The 24,347-nt window shown below is 42.4% G+C and carries 19 protein-coding genes; 6 read left to right on the top strand and 13 right to left on the bottom strand.

Features of this window, described 5'->3' with window-relative positions; all coding sequences use genetic code 11:
• Window positions 1-159 precede the first annotated feature (159 nt).
• From OCU46_RS16770 to OCU46_RS16750, 5 genes are all read right to left on the bottom strand, one after another.
• Window positions 160-1,368 (bottom strand): phosphoribosyltransferase family protein, encoded by a 1,209-nt coding sequence (locus OCU46_RS16770; RefSeq protein WP_141270409.1) that lies wholly within the window; start codon window positions 1,366-1,368, stop codon window positions 160-162.
• A gap of 302 nt (window positions 1,369-1,670) precedes the next feature.
• The gene (locus tag OCU46_RS16765) at window positions 1,671-2,090 is read right to left on the bottom strand and encodes a bactofilin family protein (RefSeq protein ID WP_141270411.1); all 420 of its coding nucleotides are present in this window, start codon (window positions 2,088-2,090) and stop codon (window positions 1,671-1,673) included.
• Window positions 2,091-2,438: 348 nt separating this feature from the next.
• On the bottom strand, window positions 2,439-3,404 hold the full coding sequence (locus OCU46_RS16760) for a M23 family metallopeptidase (protein WP_141270413.1): 966 nt from the start codon (window positions 3,402-3,404) through the stop codon (window positions 2,439-2,441).
• Window positions 3,405-3,525: 121 nt separating this feature from the next.
• The gene (locus tag OCU46_RS16755; protein ID WP_141270415.1) at window positions 3,526-3,882 is read right to left on the bottom strand and encodes a YibL family ribosome-associated protein; all 357 of its coding nucleotides are present in this window, start codon (window positions 3,880-3,882) and stop codon (window positions 3,526-3,528) included.
• 108 nt (window positions 3,883-3,990) lie between these two features.
• Entirely contained in the window at window positions 3,991-4,866 is an 876-nt protein-coding gene (locus OCU46_RS16750; protein WP_141270417.1) for an NAD(P)-dependent oxidoreductase, read from the bottom strand.
• A 145-nt stretch (window positions 4,867-5,011) separates the two neighbouring features.
• On the opposite strand from OCU46_RS16750, the gene OCU46_RS16745 reads away from it, so the two are divergent.
• Window positions 5,012-5,194, top strand: a complete 183-nt coding sequence (locus tag OCU46_RS16745; RefSeq protein ID WP_141270419.1) for a hypothetical protein — start codon at window positions 5,012-5,014, stop codon at window positions 5,192-5,194.
• A gap of 56 nt (window positions 5,195-5,250) precedes the next feature.
• Here OCU46_RS16745 and OCU46_RS16740 read toward each other — a convergent pair whose 3' ends face one another.
• From OCU46_RS16740 to OCU46_RS16725, 4 genes are all read right to left on the bottom strand, one after another.
• Window positions 5,251-5,967 carry a YebC/PmpR family DNA-binding transcriptional regulator gene (locus tag OCU46_RS16740; RefSeq protein ID WP_141270421.1) on the bottom strand — a complete coding sequence of 239 codons (717 nt, stop codon included), beginning with the start codon at window positions 5,965-5,967 and terminating at the stop codon, window positions 5,251-5,253.
• 73 nt (window positions 5,968-6,040) lie between these two features.
• A complete protein-coding gene (locus tag OCU46_RS16735; protein WP_141270423.1) occupies window positions 6,041-6,250 on the bottom strand; it encodes a DUF3283 family protein in 210 nt (69 codons plus the stop codon).
• Between the two features lie 97 nt (window positions 6,251-6,347).
• A complete protein-coding gene (locus OCU46_RS16730; RefSeq protein WP_141270425.1) occupies window positions 6,348-7,637 on the bottom strand; it encodes an MgtC/SapB family protein in 1,290 nt (429 codons plus the stop codon).
• Window positions 7,638-7,848: 211 nt separating this feature from the next.
• Window positions 7,849-8,046 (bottom strand): PA3496 family putative envelope integrity protein, encoded by a 198-nt coding sequence (locus tag OCU46_RS16725; RefSeq protein WP_017028433.1) that lies wholly within the window; start codon window positions 8,044-8,046, stop codon window positions 7,849-7,851.
• A gap of 267 nt (window positions 8,047-8,313) precedes the next feature.
• Between OCU46_RS16725 and OCU46_RS16720 the strand changes: the two genes are divergently transcribed.
• A complete protein-coding gene (locus tag OCU46_RS16720) occupies window positions 8,314-8,802 on the top strand; it encodes a hypothetical protein (protein WP_141270427.1) in 489 nt (162 codons plus the stop codon).
• A gap of 34 nt (window positions 8,803-8,836) precedes the next feature.
• On the opposite strand, the gene OCU46_RS16715 is transcribed toward OCU46_RS16720, so the two are convergent.
• On the bottom strand, window positions 8,837-10,813 hold the full coding sequence (locus tag OCU46_RS16715) for a replication initiator protein RctB domain-containing protein (RefSeq protein WP_141270429.1): 1,977 nt from the start codon (window positions 10,811-10,813) through the stop codon (window positions 8,837-8,839).
• A 1,411-nt stretch (window positions 10,814-12,224) separates the two neighbouring features.
• Here OCU46_RS16715 and OCU46_RS16710 point away from each other — a divergent pair.
• Both OCU46_RS16710 and OCU46_RS16705 read left to right on the top strand, forming a co-directional pair.
• The gene (locus OCU46_RS16710; protein WP_141270431.1) at window positions 12,225-13,445 is read left to right on the top strand and encodes an AAA family ATPase; all 1,221 of its coding nucleotides are present in this window, start codon (window positions 12,225-12,227) and stop codon (window positions 13,443-13,445) included.
• A 4-nt stretch (window positions 13,446-13,449) separates the two neighbouring features.
• Complete coding sequence (locus OCU46_RS16705) at window positions 13,450-14,424, top strand: ParB/RepB/Spo0J family partition protein (protein WP_141270433.1); 975 nt, start codon at window positions 13,450-13,452, stop codon at window positions 14,422-14,424.
• A 59-nt stretch (window positions 14,425-14,483) separates the two neighbouring features.
• Here OCU46_RS16705 and OCU46_RS16700 read toward each other — a convergent pair whose 3' ends face one another.
• Window positions 14,484-15,749 (bottom strand): mechanosensitive ion channel family protein, encoded by a 1,266-nt coding sequence (locus OCU46_RS16700; RefSeq protein ID WP_141270435.1) that lies wholly within the window; start codon window positions 15,747-15,749, stop codon window positions 14,484-14,486.
• Between the two features lie 198 nt (window positions 15,750-15,947).
• Between OCU46_RS16700 and OCU46_RS16695 the strand changes: the two genes are divergently transcribed.
• On the top strand, window positions 15,948-17,981 hold the full coding sequence (locus OCU46_RS16695; RefSeq protein ID WP_141270437.1) for a tRNA(Met) cytidine acetyltransferase TmcA: 2,034 nt from the start codon (window positions 15,948-15,950) through the stop codon (window positions 17,979-17,981).
• A gap of 378 nt (window positions 17,982-18,359) precedes the next feature.
• Window positions 18,360-20,255, top strand: a complete 1,896-nt coding sequence (locus OCU46_RS16690; protein ID WP_208733525.1) for a metallophosphoesterase — start codon at window positions 18,360-18,362, stop codon at window positions 20,253-20,255.
• A gap of 78 nt (window positions 20,256-20,333) precedes the next feature.
• Here OCU46_RS16690 and OCU46_RS16685 read toward each other — a convergent pair whose 3' ends face one another.
• A complete protein-coding gene (locus OCU46_RS16685) occupies window positions 20,334-22,451 on the bottom strand; it encodes a type I secretion system permease/ATPase (RefSeq protein ID WP_141270441.1) in 2,118 nt (705 codons plus the stop codon).
• Window positions 22,448-24,346, bottom strand: a complete 1,899-nt coding sequence (locus OCU46_RS16680) for a bifunctional diguanylate cyclase/phosphodiesterase (RefSeq protein ID WP_141270443.1) — start codon at window positions 24,344-24,346, stop codon at window positions 22,448-22,450. Before OCU46_RS16680 ends, OCU46_RS16685 begins: the two co-directional genes overlap by 4 nt.
• Window position 24,347 lies beyond the last annotated feature (1 nt).

The raw sequence follows: 24,347 nt of genomic DNA, 5'->3' as shown, positions 1-24,347 counted from the left end.
TTGCGGGCTTTTTGTATAGTGGAACAGGCAAAAGTTACTGGCGGGTGCTAATCATTACGGTTGAGGTTATGGCTCGAGCACCTTAGCGCAGAACAAGCAGTTATCCGGTTACAAGCCTAAAACACTGCCCTACTCTTGCGCAGGGCAGCCAGCTAAAGGTTACAGCTCGGACAATTGATCTGAGAACCAAATTTTTCGCTGAAAGCGAGGGTTCTTCGAAGACATGTCAATTTTGTATGGATTTTTTTCTTCAGAACGCTGTGGGATCTGTAAGATTTTACACAGTTCTTGTGCCAGAAATTTCTCAATTTTCAATACAACCATTTTCTTGCGCAGACGACCCTGTTCATCGCGGTTCAGAATCGTAGGCATGGTATTCAAGGTGAGGATTTCTCCTAGCGCAGGATGAGACATACGCTCACGCCCCTCAGAACTTGCATAAAAATGAGAAACAGTGAACACCATTCGTTGTGGGTTCAATTGTTGGAGAAACTGACAAGATTTAACAACGGTAGAGCCCGTACGCACCATATCGTCAAACAAAACGATACTAGAGTTTTCTAAGCCCTCAAAAGTGTCTTCACTTTCTTGGTGTAGAGTGATTTCAACTTTACGCTCTGCGGTTCGTTCCTTATCCAGCATGATGAATTTAGCTTCAGTTAAACCTAGCGCATTATGCATTTCTTTAACAAAGTCGCGCGCGCCTTTGTCTGGTGCACAAAGAACAAGACCTTCTCCCTCTGGCCCACAATTTAAAATATTTGAGTTCAATAAATAGTGAGCATAAATCTCGTAAGGAATGAGGTTGTAGAAACGACCATCAAACACTTCACTAAACATCTTCTGAACAGAAACCGAATGGTTGTGAACTGTCATGACATCATCAACCCCAGCTAGCTTTAACATCTGAGCGTAAAGCTTTGAAGTAAATGGCTGGCCATCAAATTTCTTTATATCCGATACATTTCGCTCGCTAGAAGTATCTCCTAGCTCAGGGCGAGGGCCTCTATCTTGGGCTGAGAAAAATAAGTCTGGCTCCACCAAAACCACTCGACTTGCGCCATTTTCTTTCGCTGCACGAGCGATAATGCAGTTGTGCATAGCCAGTTCTTGGCGGCTTTTCACTGGGCTACCAGTGCTTACGATAACCACTGTCTTGCCTTCTAAGCTATTACCGATGTTGTCCATATCGTTTTCATCTGAGATAAAACGTGGGCAAAATTCAGTATTCATGAAGTGTTTCATGCTGATTACATCGGAGATATCTTCATGCTGCCCCATTGCGTACGCAACATCGATGGCAAAAGGGTTATCGGAAGAGTTGCTGACAATCACGACATCGCTAGATTGTACATTCTGGCTGCTCATGGCATTCCTCATTGAAAAGAAAGAGAGTGGGTCGCGCGTAGTGTACTTACAAAATGCGCAAAGAGGCAGAGGAAAACATCAGTTTTTAGCAAAGCCTTTGTAATCGAATTTGTCTCATTAGATGATAGTTTATGTGCAAGCCATTAATTTTTTGACAATTTTGTACAACTCTAGGGCATTGCTCAACTAAGTCGAAGGCTCAATCGTTATTTGTCGTGAAAGATCATACCCTTGGAATAAAAGGCAAAAAAAAGAGCACTTTACGATGTAAAGTACTCTTCAATTTCAAGATCATGGGCAATCTAGTTATTAACCGCTTTTTTCGTTTTGTTTGCATCCTCTTTGGATGCTAATTCAACTACTTGCTCTTTTTCAGCGGGTTTAATGTCACCATTGAACTTTCCACCGCGCTCAATGCTTAAGTCGTCAGTGTAGATAGTGCCTTTAACTTGGCCATTTTCAAGAATTTCCACCGACGTAGCATGACAAGAACCTTCAATAATGCCGTTCACGATCACCTTGCCTGCAAAAATATCACCATTCACTCGGCCAGATTGACTAACGATAAGAGATTGCTCAACAGTCACCTGCCCAATGACAATACCATCTACGTGCATGTCACTTTCTAGCTTAAACTGACCTTCAACTTGGCAGCCCTGTGCAATGAGCGTTGTTGATGAGTGTTTATTCGATTTACCGTTACTTTTGCCAAACAGTCCCATTATTGACCTCTTAGTTGTGCGAAGTGATGTTGAAACGTCCACTAAATCAATGTGAACGGAACTGCGCATTCTCCCCCAAAGCCTATAAATCAACAACTTCTAATATGCTTTAGTTTGCTAAAAAGAGACATCGAATAGAAAATGATGGTCACGTAAGGTAACAGCAGGTAAATACGAAGGTTGGCCTTGATAATTCAACACACCGTACCCTTTAAACCTCAGTACTTTAACCGCCGCTTTAGACTCACCTAAGTCATGATCTTCGGGCTAACTACAATACAAAAAAAGACCCTGCAGACTTGTCTGCAGGGCCTAAGTAATTCAGATTTTTCCGAGAAATAGCAGGCTTTATTGGTTTGCCGTTAGATCATCTGTTTCTCGATTAGAGTCATAAGACTTATTCACAGAGAGTTTCAATTGACTACTGGCACGATTTTCTATTTTAGCCACTAGAGAGTCCCAACGAATACCGCGTTCTTTTTCAAATACTGACTCAAAGTTCTCTGTGCTCCACTCATGAAACGCGAGTGGGTCTAGTGCACGACCAACAAAACGGATTTCATAGTGAAGGTGTGGGCCGGTTGAGAATCCAGTATTGCCCGTATAAGCAATCAACTGCCCTTTCTCAACAAAATCACCAGACTTCACCGTGAACTTTTGCAGATGTGAATAGGAACTAGAGAATCCATAAGAGTGTTGAAGTCTCAAAAAGTTACCAGAGCCCACATTACTTGGTCGAACAACCTCAACCACACCGTCAGCTGGCGCATACACAGGTGCCCCAGTATTCACGGCATAGTCTATACCACGGTGCAGAGTCTTTTTTCCCGTCTTAGGGTGGATACGATAACCGTAGTGAGAAGAAACACGCACATCGCCTACAGGAGAGCCATTAGGAATATTATTCAGCATATTCAAACGAACAGAAGAAGTCACTGCAGCAGCATCGAGACGGCTTTCCAATTCGCCGTCTTGCTCAGAAACCCCAAGTACAACCTCAAGGTCCCCTAACCTATCGGAAACCTGTTGCAGACGCTCTTCACGTGCTCCAAGATCCCCTTCCAGTTCAACTTTAAGGTTTTGCAGTTGTTCTACTTCTTCGCTCAACTCTAATGAGCGATTCTGCAATTCAGTCTGCTTAGATAGTGCAAAATCAACTTCGTTATTCAGATAATAAATGGCAATAGCGGCGGCAATGATTGCAACCACAATAAAGTAGCCAAAGCCTTTGAGGCAATGTTGTAGTAGTTTTCCTAACTGAAAATGGCGCGTTCCATCAACAGTGGAAACCGTAACTATTACATGCTCTTTCATTCACACCCTTGCTGATTGATTACTTTTTAACCGGAAGCGTATTCTACTTAAATCACTGAGATCAGCAAGCTCGAATACTCATTTCTGGCGGATAAAGGTAATTCTAAATCACTTTTCTACGTTAAAACTCTTTATCAGCAAAACCTGTCACTTCATCGATACGTAGAGCTTTACCCAATTTAGTTAGAGGGTGAACAACAACAATACCTTTAACACGACGCTTCAGTTGGCCCATATCCGCTTGTTCTTTCTTAGTGATAGGACGAGAAAATGGCTTGTCAGATAGCTCTTTACGCTCTTTATTCAGGTCGTAGCTTTCTTTGTGTTTTAGCTGCGCAACTTGCTTTTCTAGCTTAGTGATCTCTTGCTCAAACTGTTGAATGATCGTTTGATCGCGACGAGAGATGGCTGCATTCAGTTTATGCTTGCACTTATCAATACGGTTGTTCAGGTTTTGGATTTCTTTTTTTGCAGACATTTGCCGCTCCTAGTAAAAAAACGTGCCGTCATAGGACGGCACGTTGAATGGAATACGGCAAGTATATAGTGTGTTTGCCTAGGAGACGACAAATTGATTAAGAAAAGCTTATGATTCCGCTTGTTTACGTATCGCTTTTAGCAATACCGAGGTATCCATACGGCCTAAACCTTCAGCAGAAAGCGCTTTGTAAGCCTCTGTGCTTGCCTCTGTTAATGGAAGTTTAAGATCGTGTTGCTTGGCTTCTTCTAAACAAAACCCAAGATCTTTGATCATCCAGTCGATAGCAAAGCCAAAGTCGAATTGATCTTGCGCCATAGTGTTGGCACGGTTTTCCATCTGCCAAGATCCCGCGGCGCCATTCTTTAGGCAATCCACTAAGGTCTGAACATCCAAGCCTGATTTCTCAGCCAACAGCAAACCTTCTGAAAGGCCGGTCAAGACACCCGCGATACAGATTTGATTCACCATCTTCGCTCTTTGTCCCTGCCCCGCTTTTCCCATCAGTACTGACGACTTTGCGTAAGCATCGAACACAGGTTGCATCGCATCAAAATCAGACTGAGCGCCACCACACATTACGGTAAGCACACCGTTCTCTGCACCCGCTTGACCGCCCGACACTGGGGCATCGATAAATCTCAGACCGGCTTGAGCAGTTACTTGGAGTAGCTCTTCAGCAAGGTTGGCAGACGTTGTCGTATGGTCAACCAAAATAGCGCCCGCTTTCATATTAGCGATAGCACCGGTCGCTGAGGTAGTAACACTACGAACATCATCGTCATTACCTACACACACCAACACTACATCGGCATCTTCAACACACTCAGCCACAGTAGAGAACGCTTGCCCTGCATACTCGTTGGCCCACTGCTCTGCTTTAGCTGTGGTGCGGTTGTAAACACGAACCTCAAAGCCCGCCTTCACCAAATGACCTGCCATTGGGTAACCCATTACACCCAAGCCTAGAAAACTGATTCGCATTACTCACTCCTGTTTATGTCTGCAACAGCATTCAGATTAACACGAGGCAGAGCAAATGGATGTTTCAGAGATGAATACTTTGATTTACTTACTGCACTTAATCTTAAGTAGATTCGTAAGAAAGTGGATACAAGGAGAACTCAATATGAAGTGGATTGTAATAGCGCTCATTTTGCTCGTCTCACCTAGCACAATAGCTGGCTATGGCACAGGCGGAGTCCCCTCGGTTCCTTGCTACATTGATGGAAAATACAAAGGTACGATTCCAATCAACGAATGCAAACGCCTTGGCGGTGAAATTCCAGGCAAAAAAAAGAGCAAGCCATAGGCCTGCTCTCAATCGTTTGCCAGTTGAGCCCTGTTTGGAGGGCTCTCAATCAGCAATTACAGCTCAGCGTTGTGGTAAACCTGCTGAACGTCGTCACAGTCGTCTAAAAGATCTTGGAACTTCTGGAACTTCTCTGCATCTTCACCCGTCACTGGAGTGTGAGTCTGAGGAACAAACGTGATTTCTTCCACATCCATGGTTATCTCAGGGAATGCTGCGTTCAGCGCTGTTTTAGTCTTGAAGAATTCTGTATGCGGGGCGAATACAGTAACCACACCGTCTTCAACTTCAACGTCAGTTACATCAACGTCTTCCATCATCAGTGCTTCTAGAATCACTTCATCGTCGTCACCTTTAAACTGGAATACAGCTTGGTGATCAAACATATGAGATACAGAACCTTCAACACCAATTTTCGCACCAACTTTAACAAAGCACTGGCGAACGTCTTGGAAGGTACGGTTGCCGTTATCAGTTAGGCAATCAACGATTACACTCGTGCCGCCAGGACCAAAGCCTTCATAACGAGCTGGTTGATAGTCTTCACCACCACCGCCATTTGCTTTATCGATCGCTTTATCAATAACGTGTGCTGGAACTTGGTCTTTCTTTGCTTTCGCGATTAGGTGTTTTAGAGACAAGTTCATGTCCGGATCTGAACCACCGTTTTTCGCTAGCATGTAAATTTCTTTACCGTACTTAGAATAAACTTTAATTTTTGCGCCAGCTGTTTTGGCCATTGAGGCCTTGCGCACTTCAAAACTTCTTCCCATCGGGATCTACTCTCTAATTCTATGTGTCTCAGAAAAAGTCACACTCATCGGCCTAGCCAATGAATGATAAAAACTACCCTAAATTCATCATCTGTCGATACTTCGATACAGACTCGTCAAACCAAAGCACGTGTTGTTCGGTCTTAAGCTTGCTGCGTTGCTCTGAAATATCTAATTCAGAACCCTGCGAGTGTTTGACCTTCCACACCAAATAAGATGCTTGTTTGTCCAACTCTACGCGGTATTTATCTTCAGCAGGAAGATCAGAAAGATTTATCGACATGTGAGGTTTTTTACTACGAATTCGTGACGCGTAATATAGCACAAATCTGAGATGAGAAAAAATGCGTTAATTTACACTGTAAATAGAAAGTTTGATGTTAGGCACCGTTGATAACAAAGACGATAACAGAGGCTAGCCCACCAACTGCCACACATCCTATCATAACAGGCGCTACACGATACCAGAGCTTCTTGTCTCCTATCGCCACTACCATACCCATTTTAACAAGGGTATTAACTGATGCTGCGATAATAACGCCAATAGAAGCAATCGTGACACTCAATGTCTCTGTACTCTGACGGCCCAGAGCAAGAGAAATCGCGTCAACATCAGTAATGCCTGATAGTGCGGATAACATAAGCACCCCCGCATCTCCAAACCAATCAGACAATACATGAGACAGTAGGATGATCACTGCCAATATCAAACCAAAAAACAGCGCTGAACGTAATGCCAGTGGATTGGTTTGCTTATTATTTTGATCCACATTTTCTACTTCACACGAACGCCATATCCACCAAGCTGGCACATATAAGACAATCATCATTAGTAAAATTATTGGCCAAATCAGAATCACCAAATCAGGGTTGATAACTGACAATACAACGAGCAAGCGAGGGAACATCGTGCCACAACAAAGCAAAATGCCACTGGCCAACAATGGGCTAATGCTGGCTTGCTCTCGTGAAAGCTGAGAAAACTGCAGGGTAAGAGCGGTAGAAGAGCTTAATCCGGCAAACACAGAAGTGAATAGAATACCTCGTTTAGCACCGCCGATTTTAATCGCAAAATAACCGACAAAGGAAATGCTGGCAATCAACACCACCATCCACCAAATCTCGTAAGGGTTTAGAGCGTTCCATGGACCGTAAGATTGGTTCGGCAAAAGAGGCAACATCACAATAGAAATAAGAAGCAAACGCAGCGCCGCATCCAGTTCGTATTCTTGTAGTTTCTGTAAGGCTTGGTGAAGCTCTTTTTTATTGTCTAACACCACAGCGGTAAGCACTGCTGCCACCGCGGCCAATACAGCTTCACCAGAAACGGCCAGGCACCCTATGATAAAGGTGATTAGAAGGCTCACTACGCCAGTAATACTAATGTCTTCACTGCGCTTTTGCTTCATAACAAAGGCAATACAGGCCAATAGTACCAGTGCAATCAAGCCAAATCCGATCAGTAAGGGAGAATAGAGACTGGATAATGTCGCTATCAAGCCTCCTAGCAAGCTCACCAACGAATAAGTACGAATACCCGCAACACGACTGCCTTCAACCCTATGTCGCATTACCCAGCCTCTCTGAGTACCAATTATCACGCCCAACAGCAGAGCGATAAACAGGTTCCAGATCAGGTGTTCATTCGTTACAAGCTCACTAATGTTCATAGTCTACCCTTGTGCGCACTCTAATAACTATTTTAAATCATGGGATAGATTATTCTTTGACCTAGGAGAAAAGAAATACATAAAAAAACGCACATACTCTTGTTGTGAGTACATGCGTCTTGGAGTCGTATTTTGAGTTGAAAATAAAAGCAATACGACGACGTAATTTTTGTCATATGCTCATTGCTGAGCAATGAGTCTCTGTGTGAGATTAATGCAGTAATCCCAACTCGCGAGCCTCTTCCAGTGTCAATCCGCTTTCCCTGATTTCACGCATTTGCTCTATTCGGCGTCTTGCCTCTGCTGACTTTAACTGTTTATTCGAAGTGGCTTCGGGGGTGGCGTTCAATTCATCCCACGAACCCGCGAGACCTTGCATCTCTTCTCGGCTGATAGAATTAATAGACATCACTTTGCTCCTGAAATAACAATAAAATATAAGGCTTTTTGCCTTGTGATATACAGAGAAGCGGGCACTAGTCATGTATGCGCTTGGCTCCTCTGACCTCTGTATTGATAGCAATCTAGCAATCTTGTGTTAAGAAAATTTGAATCGATCTGTGATGGAGTTATCACCACCTTTTATGTTTTGTGGGCAGCATCTGCATTTGGTCACATTTTAGCCAATATTGATTTACACTTACAAATAATAATGTGCAAAAAAGGAACGATTCCAGTGACTCGGCTAGATCAATGGCGGCAACAGTTTTCGCAGTGCCACAAAACGCGGAAGCATGATCAAGTGAAAGTTTTGGCTCAATTGATCAATGATCCTCCCCATGAATTATGGGGACCTGAATTGTCGATCGAACAGAGTCAAGGACTTGGCTGTTGGCTTGATGGTTGTGCTCGTATGTACCAGCATCACTTAGAGCAGGCAGAGCTTGAGGCTGCCTACTCTTATCTGTGTTTGGCACAAGGTCGATTAGAGCAGGTGATCAGCAGGGCTGAAGTGGATCAAAATATTCGCCTATGCTGCTGTCGCAGGCTCGAACAAGTCATGGTATTGATCGTCGAGTTTTGCAAAAAGCAACATGGGAAAGCGTGGCGTGCTGAGTTAAGCAATCAAATAGAATCACACATTAAGTTTTTAACGCTTTATCCACTCAATGAGGCACCAATTCCTGTGCTTAAGCCCTCTAGAGGAACAAACAAATCCGCATAGATCCTTGGTTTACAAGATCTATGCGGAAGCATGATCAAGAACCTGATGCGATCTCTCGCAGTACACGCATAACGGTTTCATCATAGTGGCCCTCTAGGATCTGACGACACACTTTACGCCTAACGGCTAATCCCAGAATCAAGCGTTCGATTGTCAGATGCGCACCCGATGAATCTTGATTATACAGTTCGATAGTGCGACTTAGAGTCTCATAGCTGACAACCTTATCCCCTACCCTTAGCCAATCAAGCTTCTCTAAGAGCTCCTGACACTCTTCTCTGATAGAGGTCGGTGAGTGTCCTGTCATTGCAGATAAAGCCGTTATACTGCGTTCTAGAGCTTCTGGAGAGGTATATTTTGTTAAGCTGATGGTGATCTCTTCTGCATTGATCTCCACAAGGTGTTTACGAAGCTTCACACGACGACCAAGATTTCCTCTTGGCGATGACTTTTTACGCTGAATAGGTTCAAATTCACCATCGATGATCTCTGCCAGTTCCTCAAGCTTCTGCTTGGAGACCATTTCATGCCTAAGTGGGTTAGGTAGTGTTGGCGCCATATTGCGTTTGCCTGCGTTAGTGGTGCGTGCTCTGGCGTAGCGAACCACTTCTTCCGCATTGCACTTAATGTCCACCTGGTAATCTTTGACCTTACCTTTTGGCTCTAATGCGCTTAACGTCAGGTGATAGCCCCATAAGTTAACAACGAACAGTTCGTCATTCCCCTTACCCTTAGAGAGTTTTTTTAATTCTCTAAGTAGATCCATAGAGAAACGGCGCCATTCGATATTACGTGCAAGCTTTTGATTTAATTCGCTAAGTAACATCATGTCAGAAGATCGACGTGACATACGACTCCTGAAGTAAGAATACAATTGGAATACCAAGGTGTGCTGGCGAAGGATCTCTGGTGGGAACAAGAAGAAGTAATCTTTAGTCAGCAGTTCTTCATAAAACGATGGTTCCCATACCAGAATATACAGGTTTGGCTTAATTCTTATCTCACCTGCTTCATTTTCGGTAGGTGCTTCTTCCGATGCAGTTATGGTTCGCGCTAGAAAACGAAAGCGATCACTCTTGAAGCCCTCTGGCATGTTCTCACTCAACCACTGCCCTGTTAGTTCATGCAGTTGGAAATCGGTGTATTCAATTCGATCAATACTATCGCGAATAGAATCACGTGCTGGACCACTGTCTTTTTTGCCCCTCAAAGATAGGATATCAGTGATATACAAAGGGGTTTTATTTGGCGCTACCTGCGCATTAATGTGGTAGTTATCTTGGTGATGATCATGATACTGCACTGTTAGCGTAAACAGGGCAAATAACGTCATAAGATCATCAACCGTCATAATGTTCTTTGACGATCTTGTTTCGATAACAGCCCGTGTTCCAGAGATCGAAACCATTGATTTCTGGTAATTTTTACGTGTTCTTGGTGGTGCTAGGGCTTGATCAATAATGCCTGCCCAGTTGGTCGGTGAAACAACAAATTGTTCAGCTTCATCCAACATTGCTGGTGGATTATTCAATCCATGCTCACTCAAAAGTTGCTTGTTAACGTGAGTTTGTGCAAGCGCTTGGGTCTTTTTCTTTTTAGCTGTCGTCTTTGTCGATTCGGTTTGTAAGCTTCCGGTGCCCAAAGCTGTGATAAGCAGTGAAGGGTTGACGAAGTGATGCAGCATAGTCTTGCCAGCTAGGCCGGTTTCAAATCTAACAGGCGTTTGTTTGAATAAACCAATGTTTACAGCGGCTCTAAGGCGTTGTTGGATTGCTGCCCTAGTTATCTGTCCATCAGTGGCATCAATTAACTCTGTTGTTGAGACGAGACCATCTTTGCTGGTCATGCCACGCAAAGAAATGAGATTAAGTAATTCGACTATGCTCTTAGTAACGCCCTTAAAGTGTTGATATTGTTCTATCCATTCAACGGCGTTGTTATTAACTTCAAATAAATGTCCATCTTTATGACTTCGAGGTTGCTTTATCAGGATCTTGTCTTCGTTGGTCATTTAGTATCCGTCTACACTTTATCGTAACTTAATCATTGTTCCGTATAGCTTAAGAAAAATTCTTTTAAAAAGAAAGAAAAAAATCTTGTTGTTCATAAGACTGATCTTTATGTTTAAAACTGATCTTATTGATATAGTGATCTAATGATCCGAGTAAATAATTTGCTTTAAGCTATTGTTTTAAATGGTTTTATTTTTACGGTGGCTCGGAACGATGATCATAAGTAAGTCGTAAGCATGATCAAACAAAGTCTGTAAACATGATCAAAGAATGTTGGAAGTGTGATCAACGCAATTGTTGATAGATGATCAAGAGTGCATTGAAAGCATGATCATTGAATACAAACAACTTATCCACATGCGTATTGTCTATTAAGTACTCAGATACGAGTGTTCACACTCTCGAGTAATATGATTGATTCTTTAATCCCCTACCCTGTCGCTCAATTTTAGGTACTTTAACGCTGTTTTCGTCTCGGAAAAATGATCAAGTAGCTTGTTGCTCTATCGTTTCGGTGATTGCTGTGCTTTTCAATTATCTAATTTATTGAGTTGCTGTAAAACGATTGGGGCGAACGGTTTCATTTATCTTCGCGATACAAAGAACTATAAGGCTTCAAATATTGGAAGCATGATCAAGAGTTCGTCGGATTGATGAGGATTTAAGCCCAATGCAGTTGAATGAGCGGTAATTTCACCTGCATTTCCCTGCATTCCCCATTCAGCCTAATGTTTACCGTAATCTAGCGAAACATTTGCATGCTTCCGAGGATTGAATGTACTTGATCATCGATCCGTAAAGGATCCTTCATATCTATTAAATACCCCGGTAAAGTAGATCACATTTTTTATAGCGTCAGTTCCTTGATCATTGTTCCATGATCTCCGTTTTTTGTGGATAAATAAAAATTTCGCTACTGGAACGATGATCAAGATATTACCTTGATCATCGTTCCAGTAGTACTAGCAACACTAACGATTAACTCATATTCATATCAATCAAATATTGGCTTGTTCTTGGTAGTTAGGTTTCAGCATGATTTAGAAGAGTACTCAACGAAATGGAGAAAATTGAGCATTGATTTGCAAATGGCCGTAATTCATACAGTTCTTAACATCGTTCCGAATATAAACTGCGCTATTAAGTGGTATTACTTGATATTTTGTCCATCACCCTACCCCATGCTTTGTTTTACTGGGAATTATGTCTTTACAATGTAAATACGTGACTCCTGTAACTTTTGAAATCTATGGAACTTTACCCGTAATTATTCACCTAAAAATGTGCGTTAGTATGGTTAATTAACAGGCTATTTATGTGATTCAACTCATTAATAAATGTTCAGCACTTTATTGTAATTATATCTATTAGCTGTACAATTATCTAAGTCATACATTTATGGGAAGAATGATGAAAAGAGAATCAACGATAGATAATCTTTACCAGTTAGCTGAACAGACAAAACAGGTTCAAGCTGATCGCATTGAAATAGTGTTGGAAGAGCGAAATGACGAGCACTTCCCGCCTATGTCAAAAGCATTAATGGAAACTCGCTCTGGTTTGACTCGAAGAAAACTAGACGACGCTATTAGTAAGATGGAAGCCAAAGGCCATCAATTTACTAAAAACAACGCCAATCACTACTCAATCTCACTTGAGGAGGCTCATCTGTTGATGGAGTCTGCCGGCGTTGAGAAATTTCACCAGCGCAAGCGTAATCAAAACAATAAGCCTTGGGTTGTAAATGTTCAAAACCAGAAGGGCGGTACAGGCAAGTCAATGACCGCTGTTCATCTTGCTGCCTGCTTAGCTTTAAATCTAGATAAGCGCTACCGCATTTGCCTTATTGATTTGGACCCTCAAGGCTCCTTACGCTTGTTTTTGAACCCTCAAATCAGTATTAGCGAGCACGACAACATCTATTCTGCTGTCGATATTATGTTGGATAACGTGCCAGAAGAAGACGAGGTAGACCTAGAATTCTTACGTAAGAATGTATTGCTACCTACGCAGTATCCAAACCTGAAGACTATTTCTGCGTTCCCTGAAGATGCAATGTTTAACGCCGAGGCGTGGCAGTCTCTTTCTCAAGACCAGTCATTGGATATCGTTAAGTTACTCAAAGAAAAGTTGATTGATAAGATCGCAGACGATTTTGATGTGATTATGATAGATACAGGTCCGCACGTAGACCCATTAGTTTGGAATGCGATGTACGCATCAAATGCGCTACTGATCCCTTGTGCAGCTAAGCGTCTTGACTGGGCATCTACAGTTAACTTCTTCCAACATCTACCTACTGTTTATGAGATGTTCCCAGAAGATTGGCATGGCTTAGAATTTGTTCGCATGGTGCCAACCATGTTTGAGGATGACAACAAGAAGCAGGTTTCTGTTCTTACCGAAATGAACTATCTGCTACAAGACCAGGTGATGATGGCAACGATTCCAAGAAGTCGTGCATTTGAGACCTGTGCAGATACCTACAGTACCGTATTTGATCTCACTCCAGGTGATTTTGAGGGTGGTAAAAAGACACTCGCGGTTGCTCAAGATGCTGTTCAAAAAAGTGCATTAGAGCTAGAGCGAGTACTACATAGTAACTGGGCGTCATTGAATCAGGAGGATTAAGAGTATGGCGATAAAAACTTCCGACTTGAATGCCAAGTTATTTGGTAAAGCAAATAAGCGCAGAGCGACAACGCCTGCTGAAGCTCAAACGGCAGCTAAAGAAAATGCTCAAGTTATCGAGCTTGCGGTAGCAGGGCAGGACATGGTGTCTTTTGAGTTGCAGCGTATTCCAGCAACGGAAATCGACAAAAAGACCATTGTTTTTTCTGATAACTCCCGTGAGCAGTCGTTCTTAAATGAACATGCCTTATCTGATATTTTGGTTACGCTTAAAGAGCGTGGCCAGCAGTATCCTGCGGTCGGTAGAAAGAACAGTGAAGGCAAGATTGAAGTACTTGACGGTAGTCGTCGTCGAATGTCTTGTATCTTGGCTGAGAAAGATTTTCTTATCTACGTGGCAGAAGATATTAACGGCGAACACGCTAAGTTTTTGTCTGATGTCGCGAATGCACATAAGCCGCTTTCTTTGTATGAAAGAGGGCGCGAAATGCAGGCGAAGCTTGATTCTGGCGAGGTGAGTGACCAGAAAGGTCTTGCTGCTCTGTTCCAGTGCAGTGAAGCTCTTGTGAGTGGTGCGCTTAAGGCGGCGTCTTTACCTTTGCCACTGCTGCAAGCCTATCCGAATGTTACTGAACTCGGTCGTCCAACCATAGTTAAGCTACACAAGCAGTTCAACGAGCTTGATGAAGTGGCTCAAAATGGCATTTTAGATAAGTGTCAGCAAGACGGTGCTTATGTTTGGCAACGCTTTAGCGGTATGAGCGAGGCTAAAATCACCAAGCAAGTATCAGTATTACTTGAAGGTTGGATTTCTGCGGTTAATCAAACTGTCGAAAAACCAGCGAAGAAGCCAGTCGAACTTGTTAAAGGCAAGGCAAGCTATGTAAGAAAGGGCCAATCTCTGGCACTGAACTTAAAGAAAGTAGACGATACATTGGCACAAGAGATTATTCAGTTTATCGAAAATAAGCTCAAATAAAGTTTTTGCCAAGTAGAAAGAGTAGGGCGGGTACCATATGTTTGGTACCCGCTTTTTTGTTAGTGAATAGCAGAAATAGGCTTAACCGTTTTGAGGTTAAATTCCTTCATAATTGAGTAAATATGGTCAAATAAATCGGCCTGTGCACGCTCGTAGTCTTTGATATTGGTTTTGTTGACGTAACAGTAAACCTCAACCGGTAAGCCAAAGCGGTTACTCTCCAATTGCCTTACCACAATAGTCAGGTCTTTAATTACTGCAGGATGTGTGGATAGATAACTTGCGATGTATTCTCGAAAGCAGCCTAAATTGGTGAGTCGCCTAAAGTTAATCGGATCTGCATCTTGAGGAAGAGTGTGATTGTACTCTTCAATTTCTTGTTGTTTGCGCACAATGTAAGGCTTAAGTAATCTGAATTTACCCATGTGCTCAAGCATATCGGCATCGACAAAATCAATGGTCTCTGCATCAATGAATATGGCTCTTTTTATTCGTCTTGCACCTGTTTCATCTACACCGTACCAGTTGATAAAGGGCTCTGAAACTAATGTTTGAGACGGAATCATCGCAATCGTGTTGTCCCAGTTTTTTACTTTTACCGTAGTTAGCGTTACTTCTTGTACTGTGCCATCCACTTTGTGGTTATCTAATTGAATCCATTCGCCCGTAGATATCATCTTATTGGCTGCCAATTGAATACCCGCAATAAACCCTAGAATGGTGTCTTTCATAATAAAGGCTAACATGCCCGCCATTACACTGACCCCAGAGATAAGGTAAATAGGGGTTCTGTCGAGGATATGTGACGTCGTAATGAGTGCTGCAAGTGCTACAAAACTGAGTTTGAAGAATTGGACAATGCCGTGTAGTGGCAAGCGGTGCGCAAAGTGTTTGTTCGCGACTACAATAAGTAATAGATCGAACACCGCAAACAGGGTTCTTAGCACCAAAATTGCAGCTCCAATCTCAAGAACACCATCGATTAATTGTCCCGGAATAGTGGTTCTTGGAAAAAGCAGTTCACACGCGGACATGAACAAATAGTAAGGAAATAGTATTGATACCTTTTCAGGTAGATGCTTTCTCTTGATAGTCAGCTTTGTTTTAGCGTTATAGCGCTTGCTGCTTGTATGAATGAACCTACGTGTGAAGTGACGCACTACAAGATAGGTCAACAAGCCGACTAACAAGGTAATCACCAGTAACGCTATATCAGCAATGAAACTGCTCCTATCAAATGTGATAGAAAATAAAGACAGCAGGTCAATTAAAGTATGCCCGAGATGATCGACAAAGGGCTCTGTCACAACTTGCTCATTTTCCATAAATACAAACCTCCATGTTCATACTCTATCGTATATCAAGCACGTTAGAAGTACCGAGTTAACTCCGCAATTCTTGGTTCTTTACGCGTATTTTTTAGAGATGCAGGTATTTTGCTGAAGAGCGGCGTAGTCATAGTCACTCTGATCTCGATTCTGCTATTCTAAGCACATTGATTCTCAGTCATTTAGGCGATTACTTTGTCACACCATCCTCATCTTCAAACGTTGATCTCACTAAAACTCAATGCCTCTAAATCTAAGCATCGCTACGGTGTAGTGCTTGATGGAAGCAGAGAGTGGCAAATGGAGTTATTAGAAGCGTTTCTAGAGGCTGTAGAGCATCACAGAGCGTTAGTTGTTGGCGATGTTAGGATTAGTTATGGCGAAAGCCTTACGTTTAAGCAGGCGCGCCAGAAACTAGGGCAAGAGTCAGATTTGATTGTTGCTGACTTCGATTCGCCTTTTGATGCAAATGGCTTTACTGCTGTAACTGGCACATTAATGGGTGGAGGCTTGTTGATTGTGTTGCCTGAGAGTAAACCTCGGGATGGAAAGCACTCCTCCTTATGGCTTGAACGAGCATTAACATCCTTTCATAAAATTAAGCAGGTTGAAGCACCTTCAGATATCACTTTGCTAGAATCCGCTTCAACCTTTGAACGATATGAACAACAGCAACAGGCTATTCAAGCGATCTCGCGTGTACTTACCGGACATAGAAAGCGCCCTTTGATTCTCACTGCCGATAGAGGCAGAGGAAAATCTGCTGCTCTAGGAATTGCTGCAGGACAAATCATTAACGGGGCAGCAAAGAAAATATTAGTTACTGCTCCCAATACTCATGCGGTTAAAACATTATTCGAACATGCGAAGTCTGAGGCTGGTTGTGATAATCACAAATCGTATATCGCCACTTCTATAGAAGGGGGGAGTGTTCAGTTCATAGCTCCGGATGAATTGCTACGTGAGCATCAGGATTGTGATTTGCTGTTAGTAGATGAGGCCGCAGCGATACCTCTACCGATTCTTAAGTCTATCGTAGAGCGTTATCACCGAGTGTGCTTCGCAACCACAGTGCATGGCTATGAAGGGTGCGGAAGAGGTTTTGGCATTAAGTTTGAAGCTTGGTTAAGTCAGCACAGACCAGGTTGGAACTCAGTTAAGCTTACTCAACCGATTCGCTGGAACCCAGACGATCCAATGGAAGCATGGTTATTTGATACTTTCTTACTTGATGCGGAGATTGAATCCGCACCATTAGATACCAAACTTTCTATCCATATGCAGAGAATAGAGGCTGAACGTTATGCTTGTTCTTCTGAGATTTTAAGAAAAGGGTTTGGGTTGTTGGTTAACGCTCATTACCAGACGACTCCGAATGACCTCTTTCAACTGTTGGATGACCCCAATATTGTGTTTTACCAAGCACTACAAGGGGAACATGTAGTTGGGGTTATTGTTGGATATCTGGAAGGTGGCTTAGATGAGTCGACACTTGCTGATGTGCAGTTAGGACGAAGACGACCGGCTGGGCATATGGTGCCCGTTTCTTTAGTGTCTCAACTTGCTGACAACATGCCAGCACTAGTTAGAAGCCTTCGAATTATGCGGATAGCTGTTCACCCTGATATGCAAGGGAAGGGCATTGGCAGTTGGATGTTGTCTCAGCTAACTGAGAACGAAACCAACGTAGAATATCTATCAACGAGTTTTGGTGTAACAGCAGAGCTAGCAAAATTTTGGACTGGTAATCATTTCCAATCCGTGCGCTTAGGTAGCAAACGAGACCAAGCTAGTGGCTGTTACTCTGTCACTATGATTAAACCCTTAGGCAACTCCCTGTCTTGGCTAGAAGAAGCTAGAGCTCAGCTAAGAGAATGTTTGCTAGATACAGCATCAGATATTCACCGCAACCTTTTGAGCGACGTGCTTATAGGATTACTGATAGAAGGTGAAACTAACCTTGCTTGTCATGATGAATCGTTTTATCGAGTGATAGTTAATTACGTGCAGGGTGGGGCAAGCTTTGAAGGTACTCGCTCTAAAGTTAGAACGTTACTGCTCGCAAATTTGCACAGAGTTGAATTTGAAAGAATTCATGTTATCTCTGACTTAGTGATTAAAAAGTTGGAGTGGTCAGAAGTTTGCAAGAATCATAATTTCACCGGACGAAAACAAGCCGAGGCGAATTACCGTCAGGCCATACAAGATGCTCTGCTTAGCATCCTGTAAACACGTGATTTACAGTGTAAATTCAATGATTTCTGGCTCTTGAGTCAATTTACACTGTAAATTTCACCTTATACCTCAGGCTTCACACCTCATAATAATTACTGGTCTGAATAACGTGAACACTGATAAGGGCTCTGTACATGCCCTTTCGGTGGGGAAGGCTGGTGCAATTTTCATATAACAATTAGTTAATTAGTGCGTAACATTATATAGGTATATTTATCCCGATTAATTTATTAATGGCGACTTATCTTTTGAGAACCCAAATACGTTAATCAAAATAATTACCCTCATTGTTTTTAGCTTGGGCTTATGGTGGTTATTTAATATGAAGTTAACAGGATGTTTATCTACAACTAATTATGGGAAAATATGAAAATGAAGAGACCAACTCCCCGAACTTTTGGGGTTATTTGTTTAATTTCTACAGTGACGGCATGTACAAACATAGAAGTTACCAAGGTCAATCCGGAGAACAGGTTACTGACGGATCCATTCTTACAGTTGCCAACTAAAAATTCAGTCAATGTTGTATGGTTTAGTAATTTTAAAGGCATTGAACATAAACTAATCTATGGTGAAAATACAACGTCAGATGTAGTTACGACACGACTTGAACGTATGATGGAAGATGCCTCCTCTAAACAGTTCGGTAAAAGTCATGACAAGTTAACATATAGGTCTGTTTATCGTCATGAAGCAGTTGCTACGGGACTAACACAAGGGGAGCGTGTTGATTATTCAATTACTAGTACAGATCGTGATGGTTTTGAATTTTCGAGTAGTACGTACACCTTAGCTCCTGAACCAGGCAAAGGGCAGGCATTAAGGATATTACTTACTTCTGATTTTCAGTCTAAAAAAAACGTAGTAGCCAACTATCAAAAAGTCGTTGAAACGGTTGGAATACCTGATGCGGTATTATTCGCAGGCGATTTTGTTGATGTCCCCGATCGTGCGTCAGAATGGTTTGATCAATCTAAAGTTGACGCACCCGCATTTTTTCCTGCTTTACAGGGAAACCATCAAAAATATCTTCCGGGCTCGCCATATAATGGTGGTGAAATTCTACAACATTCCCCCTTATTCGGTAGTGTAGGAAATCATGAAGTAATGGGGCGTTATTTACCGGAGAAAGAGGGATATAATCTCTATGGTAGTTTTAATGACCCTCATCCGACTTGGTTTGCTGAAGCATTATATGAAGAAGTGAAAGCAGATGTTAACCCAAATAGTGATGATACGATTAAAGCACAGTGGATTTCAGATAATTCTCATAACCAACAAAGCTTTTTAGATATTTTTACTTTCCCAAGTGATGGACCACGTGGTGAAGAATATTTTGCGACTACCTTCGGCGATGTCTTTATTATTTCAATGAATGTATCACGTATTTGGCGCTCTTGGGATGTTTCAGGTGATAGCAAATCTAAGTTTGTTGAGGCGTTAAGTACATTGCAGGAGCCTTCAGAGTGGGGATTTGGAGAGTTTATATTTGAACGTTTTGATAAAGATTCTGAACAATATGCATGGTTACAATCAGTCGTTCAAAGTGAAGAGTTTAAGCAGTCAAAATACAAGGTTGTCATGGCACACCAAGGAGTATTCGGTTTAGGAGACAATACAGTTCCTGTATTGGCAGAACCCGTAATGCAGTTAGTGGAGAAAAGTGTTAATGGCAGTGAAGTAATCACAGAGTTAACCTTCCCACTAACTACTGAGCAATGGACCACTATTGTAGTGCCTAAGTTAGAGAGCATTAGTGAAGTTCGTTACCAATATCCATTAGCTCAAGACATTTGGCTTAATGATATAGAGCCCTTGCTTCTTGAGAATGGTGTTGACTTAGTCCATATTGGCCACTCACATTTATGGAATAGAGCGCAAGTAGACGACCTTCATTATTTAGAAAGCTCAAATGTTGGCAATTCATACGGTGCTTATTATATTGACGATAGTGGCGAGTACACGGATAACAAACGCATCAGTAATTCTAATTTTTGGGTTGATGTAAACTCAGACCAGCCGCGTTGGTCTGCTGAGAACTACCCACAAAACGGTGATCCTCACGGTCGTATAATGAGTTTCCCGAGTGAATTTAGTCCGATGAAATCTGAAAATGAAAATTATCCAGACTTACCATTTGTCACAAGTAATACACTGTCAGTCTTTTCAATACTTGATACAGGAACAGGTACAGTGAAAAGCTATGTGCTAGATCCAACGAAACTCGACTCTGAAGTTCAACTATTTGACGAGTTTTCTTTGAAATAATTGTTTCAATACAATTAACTGGTAAAAAAGGGCAGCGACTTATTCAAGTTTCTGCCCTAAATTTACACTGTAAATCATCTACTTATTGACTGATTTTAGATTTCCTTTTTGTAATTCAGCAAGTACTTTATCTTTCGGTCCATCTGCGACAACAGAGCCCGAACTCATCACAATCAATCTATCAACCACTTCGAGCATCGATGTTTTGTGAGTGATAAGAATTAGTGTTTCTTCCTTCGACAAATTTATCAGTTCGTTTTTGAATAGAGCTTCGGCTCGGTTGTCCATTGCACTGGTGGGTTCATCAAGTAATAGGATCGGGGGTCTTCCAAGTAGTGCACGAGCTACGGCGACAGCCTGACGTTGACCACCTGATAACAGTTGTCCGCCTTCGCCGACTTGTCTTTCCAATCCTGCAGGGTCTTTCATGGTAAATTCAGTTACACCTGCACGCTTGGCTGCAATCATTACTTCATTATCTTCAGCAAGCTGCTTACCCAGCGTGATGTTGTCTCGTATGGAACCGTAAAAAAGAGTAATGTCTTGAGGCACACAGCCTATATTGCTTCTCACATCTGTGTGATGCAATTGTTGGATATCAGTGTCATCAATGCGTATGTGACCTGCTGTTGGCTTGTATAGCCCCATAATCAAACGCTCTAGCGTCGTTTTACCCGAGCCTATACGTCCAATGATAGCGACTTTTTCTCCCGGTCTAATGGTTAAGCTGACGTCACGAATTGAAGATACTGGTGCATCCGGGTAGTTAAACGTTACTTTATCCAGATCGATCTTGCCTTGCAGCACAGGACGATGAATGTAGCGCTTATCCTCTTCTTGTTCATCAGGCATGCTCATCACTTGTTCAATGATGGTCATTGATGATTTAGCTTGGTTGTAGCGCGTTGATAACAAAGCCACTTGAACCAAAGGACCGATCGCGCGACCACTCAACATAGTTGCGGCAATCAAGCCACCCATGGTCAGTTCTCCCTCTGAGATAAGGTACACACCCATAATTAGCATGCCGACGTTTGACGATTGCTGAAGGAAACCTGCAGAGTTTTGTACACCATCGGTGATACGGCGACTCTTGATGTTCCAGTTTGCCATATGTGCGACGGCCTCTTCCCAGCGGTACTGGAACTGACTTTGAGCGCCAAACATCTTCAGAGATTCTAAACCTGAGAGGCTTTCTATTAGGTTGGCGTATTTTTGAGACGCAAGACGCGAGCCTTCTTCGATACTGTTTCTAAGTGGCCTTTGAATTAGCAGCGAATGGAGAATCAATAAGGTAACGCAGACAATGGGTACTAAAACAACGTTACCGGCGATTAGCCAAATCACTAATAGGAAAAGTAAAGCGAACGGTAAATCGATGAGGGCTGCAATGGTGGCAGAGGTGAAAAATTCTCTAATCGATTCAAACTCTTGTAGATGTCTAGCAAACGCTCCTACCGATGGAGGACGCGCCTCCATTCTTATTCCCATTACTTTACTAAACAGCTTAGATGAAATAATGATGTCTGACTTTTTCCCAGCGACATCGATAAAGTAGCTGCGAAGGGATTTAAGCAGAAGATCAAAAATAAAGATAACGACGATACCACTCGCCAGTACCCATAATGATTCAAAGGCAAGGTTGGGCACGACTTTGTCGTAAACAATTCGAGTGAAAAGTGGTGTGGCAATAGCAAATATATTGATCAGAATAGAGGCAATGAGAACGTCTCGATATATAGAACGAGATTCTTTTAAGGTTCCCCAAAACCAGTGTCCTTTGCGCGTTTTCAATATCTCCGGAGAGCGCTGATCAAAGCGAAATTGTTTTTTGATTAGAAAATAACGTCCGCTGTAATCTTCTTCTAGGTCTTTTAGTGTTGTGGTTGTGGCGACGAACCCGGTTTCTCGCCCGACAATTTCTGCTTGCCCTTTTTCAAGGTCGACACTGAGCAAAACACAGGCTTCGTTTTCTCCAGTAAGGAGAATTGCAGGAAGAACCAGATCGGAGACTTTTTTCAACGGTGCAGATTGTTCTTTGGCTACTAGTCCTGCTCTTTCTGCTGCTCTAGGAAACAGAATCGGTGTAAGTTTACCCTCGGGTAGAGGTAAACCGTTAAGTAGTGCTTCTGGCGAGTTTGAGAGGCCGTAGTAGCGGCTGACGTAAATCAGAGAGTGAAGTAATGAGTCTTTCATTCATTGTCATCCTTGGTATCAATAGCGAAGCCTTGCAGTCCGTTAACATTGTGCATGGCTAACTTATTAATTTGTTTTTGGTTTTCTACTCTTGTGGCTATGACAAATGCGCCAATATCGTGAGCGAGTTTGGCGACGGAAGATAAGGTTTCTGTGGTCTTTTCATCATTTAGGTTCAGAGTAAATAAGTAGTCTAACTTGACGTAATCCGGTGAGAATTCTTGTAAGTAATCTAGAGATTGCAGGTGGTGAGCATAGTTATCCACGCCAAATTTAGCGCCATTGCGACGAATGGTAGAAACCAATAGTCTAGTCATCTCTTTGTGGTAGATGAACACTGCTTCATGCAATTCAAAATGCAGATAAGCGGCAAATTGAGGGTACTTCTGAAGTTGAGCTTCTAACCATGTAATGAATTCGGGTGACGTTACCGTGGTTGGGGCTAGGTTTATAGCAACAGGAACGGGTGAATTATCATTGCTCAGTTCCTTGATCATGCTTTCGATAATGTACTGATCGTAAAGATGTGCTTTGTTTTGTTTCTCCATAGGCGCAAGGAACATCACCGCAGGTGTATAGCTACCTTCATATTCAATGCCCGAAAAAATTTCTCGATGATAAGCATCACTGGCAATCCCTTTCACCAGTTGCGACTTGGTCATCACCGCATTGCGCGACATTGCACTTTCTACTAACTCTATCCATTGTGTGGTTGTAAGGGATAAGCCTTTGTTTTGATTGTGGATATATTGATTGCTTGGTTCCATTTTTGCTTTGGTTAAAGAGATATCTACGGAGCTTAGAATTGATTTAGAGTCCGGGAAACCGTCAGTAATGACACCACCAATCTCAAACTTAGTCTCATTGGCAGACTTAGATAGGTTGGATAGATTGGCTAAAAGATCACTTAACTGCTGTTCATCTTCATAAGGCGCTATGACACCCACTTCGTCGTCTAACAACCGAGCACACACTATGGAACTGTCGTTGGTCAACGTTTTAAGCGCAGGACCAACGCGCTGCATGAGCTCTGTTATTGCTTCAAAGTCATGCCTTGCCTTTGCTTGGGTCGCCTCGTCGTAACGGATAATAGCGATTACCAGCGTTTGCCCTTCAGATTTTTTCGACTCAAGTTGACTGATAAAGTAATTTCGATTGCCCAGTGTGGACGGCTTATCGATAAAGGCTTGAATGCGCAGAATATCGGCTTGTCTGGTTTGTTCTTCAACAAACGCTTTGATGCGCACTACCATAGATTCAAATGCGTTAAATACAGGGACTAGATCTTGAGTTTCAGGCTTGTTTAGGGAAATGTTGAAATCTCTATTAGCAATTTGTGTTGCTGCGCCTGAAAGCTGATTTAGTGGTTCAAGAGAGCGTTTGACGAAGTAACTGATGAGCAATAAAGAGAAAATAAAGGCTGCGATACCCACACCAAAGGTGAATTCCATATTTCTCCAAAGAGCCGCATAAGCAACACCAGGGTGACTAATTATTTCTATTTCAGCGAGCTGTAACCATCCACTGGTCACCACACGTTTCTCGTGAATAGTTTGAAAAACATCTAACTCTACCAACCACTTAGGCGCGTTATCGCCTCTAATTGGATAGCTTCTTAATATCTCATCACCCGTTTGTAGCATTACGACTCTAACAGAAGAAAAAGAACTCCCATCAAATAGAGCATTGACTGCGGTTTCCACGGCGACAGGGTCATTGTCTTCTAGGTAAGGGGAGAGAGCGAGGCCTACGGTATTGATGGCATTCTTCACCTCAGAAAATTGCTTCTGTGCAATGAATTGACGAGATTGGTGATAATCAACGTAGAACAAGCCCACAAACAATAAACTGAAGGTAATTGAGATACTGATAAGCAGTTTTCTATATAGTGTCATA

The organism is Vibrio comitans (assembly GCA_024346835.1).
Classification (GTDB): domain Bacteria; phylum Pseudomonadota; class Gammaproteobacteria; order Enterobacterales; family Vibrionaceae; genus Vibrio; species Vibrio comitans.
The sequence above is the reverse complement of the archived record's forward strand: the minus strand, read 5'-3'. Positions and strand labels throughout refer to the sequence as shown.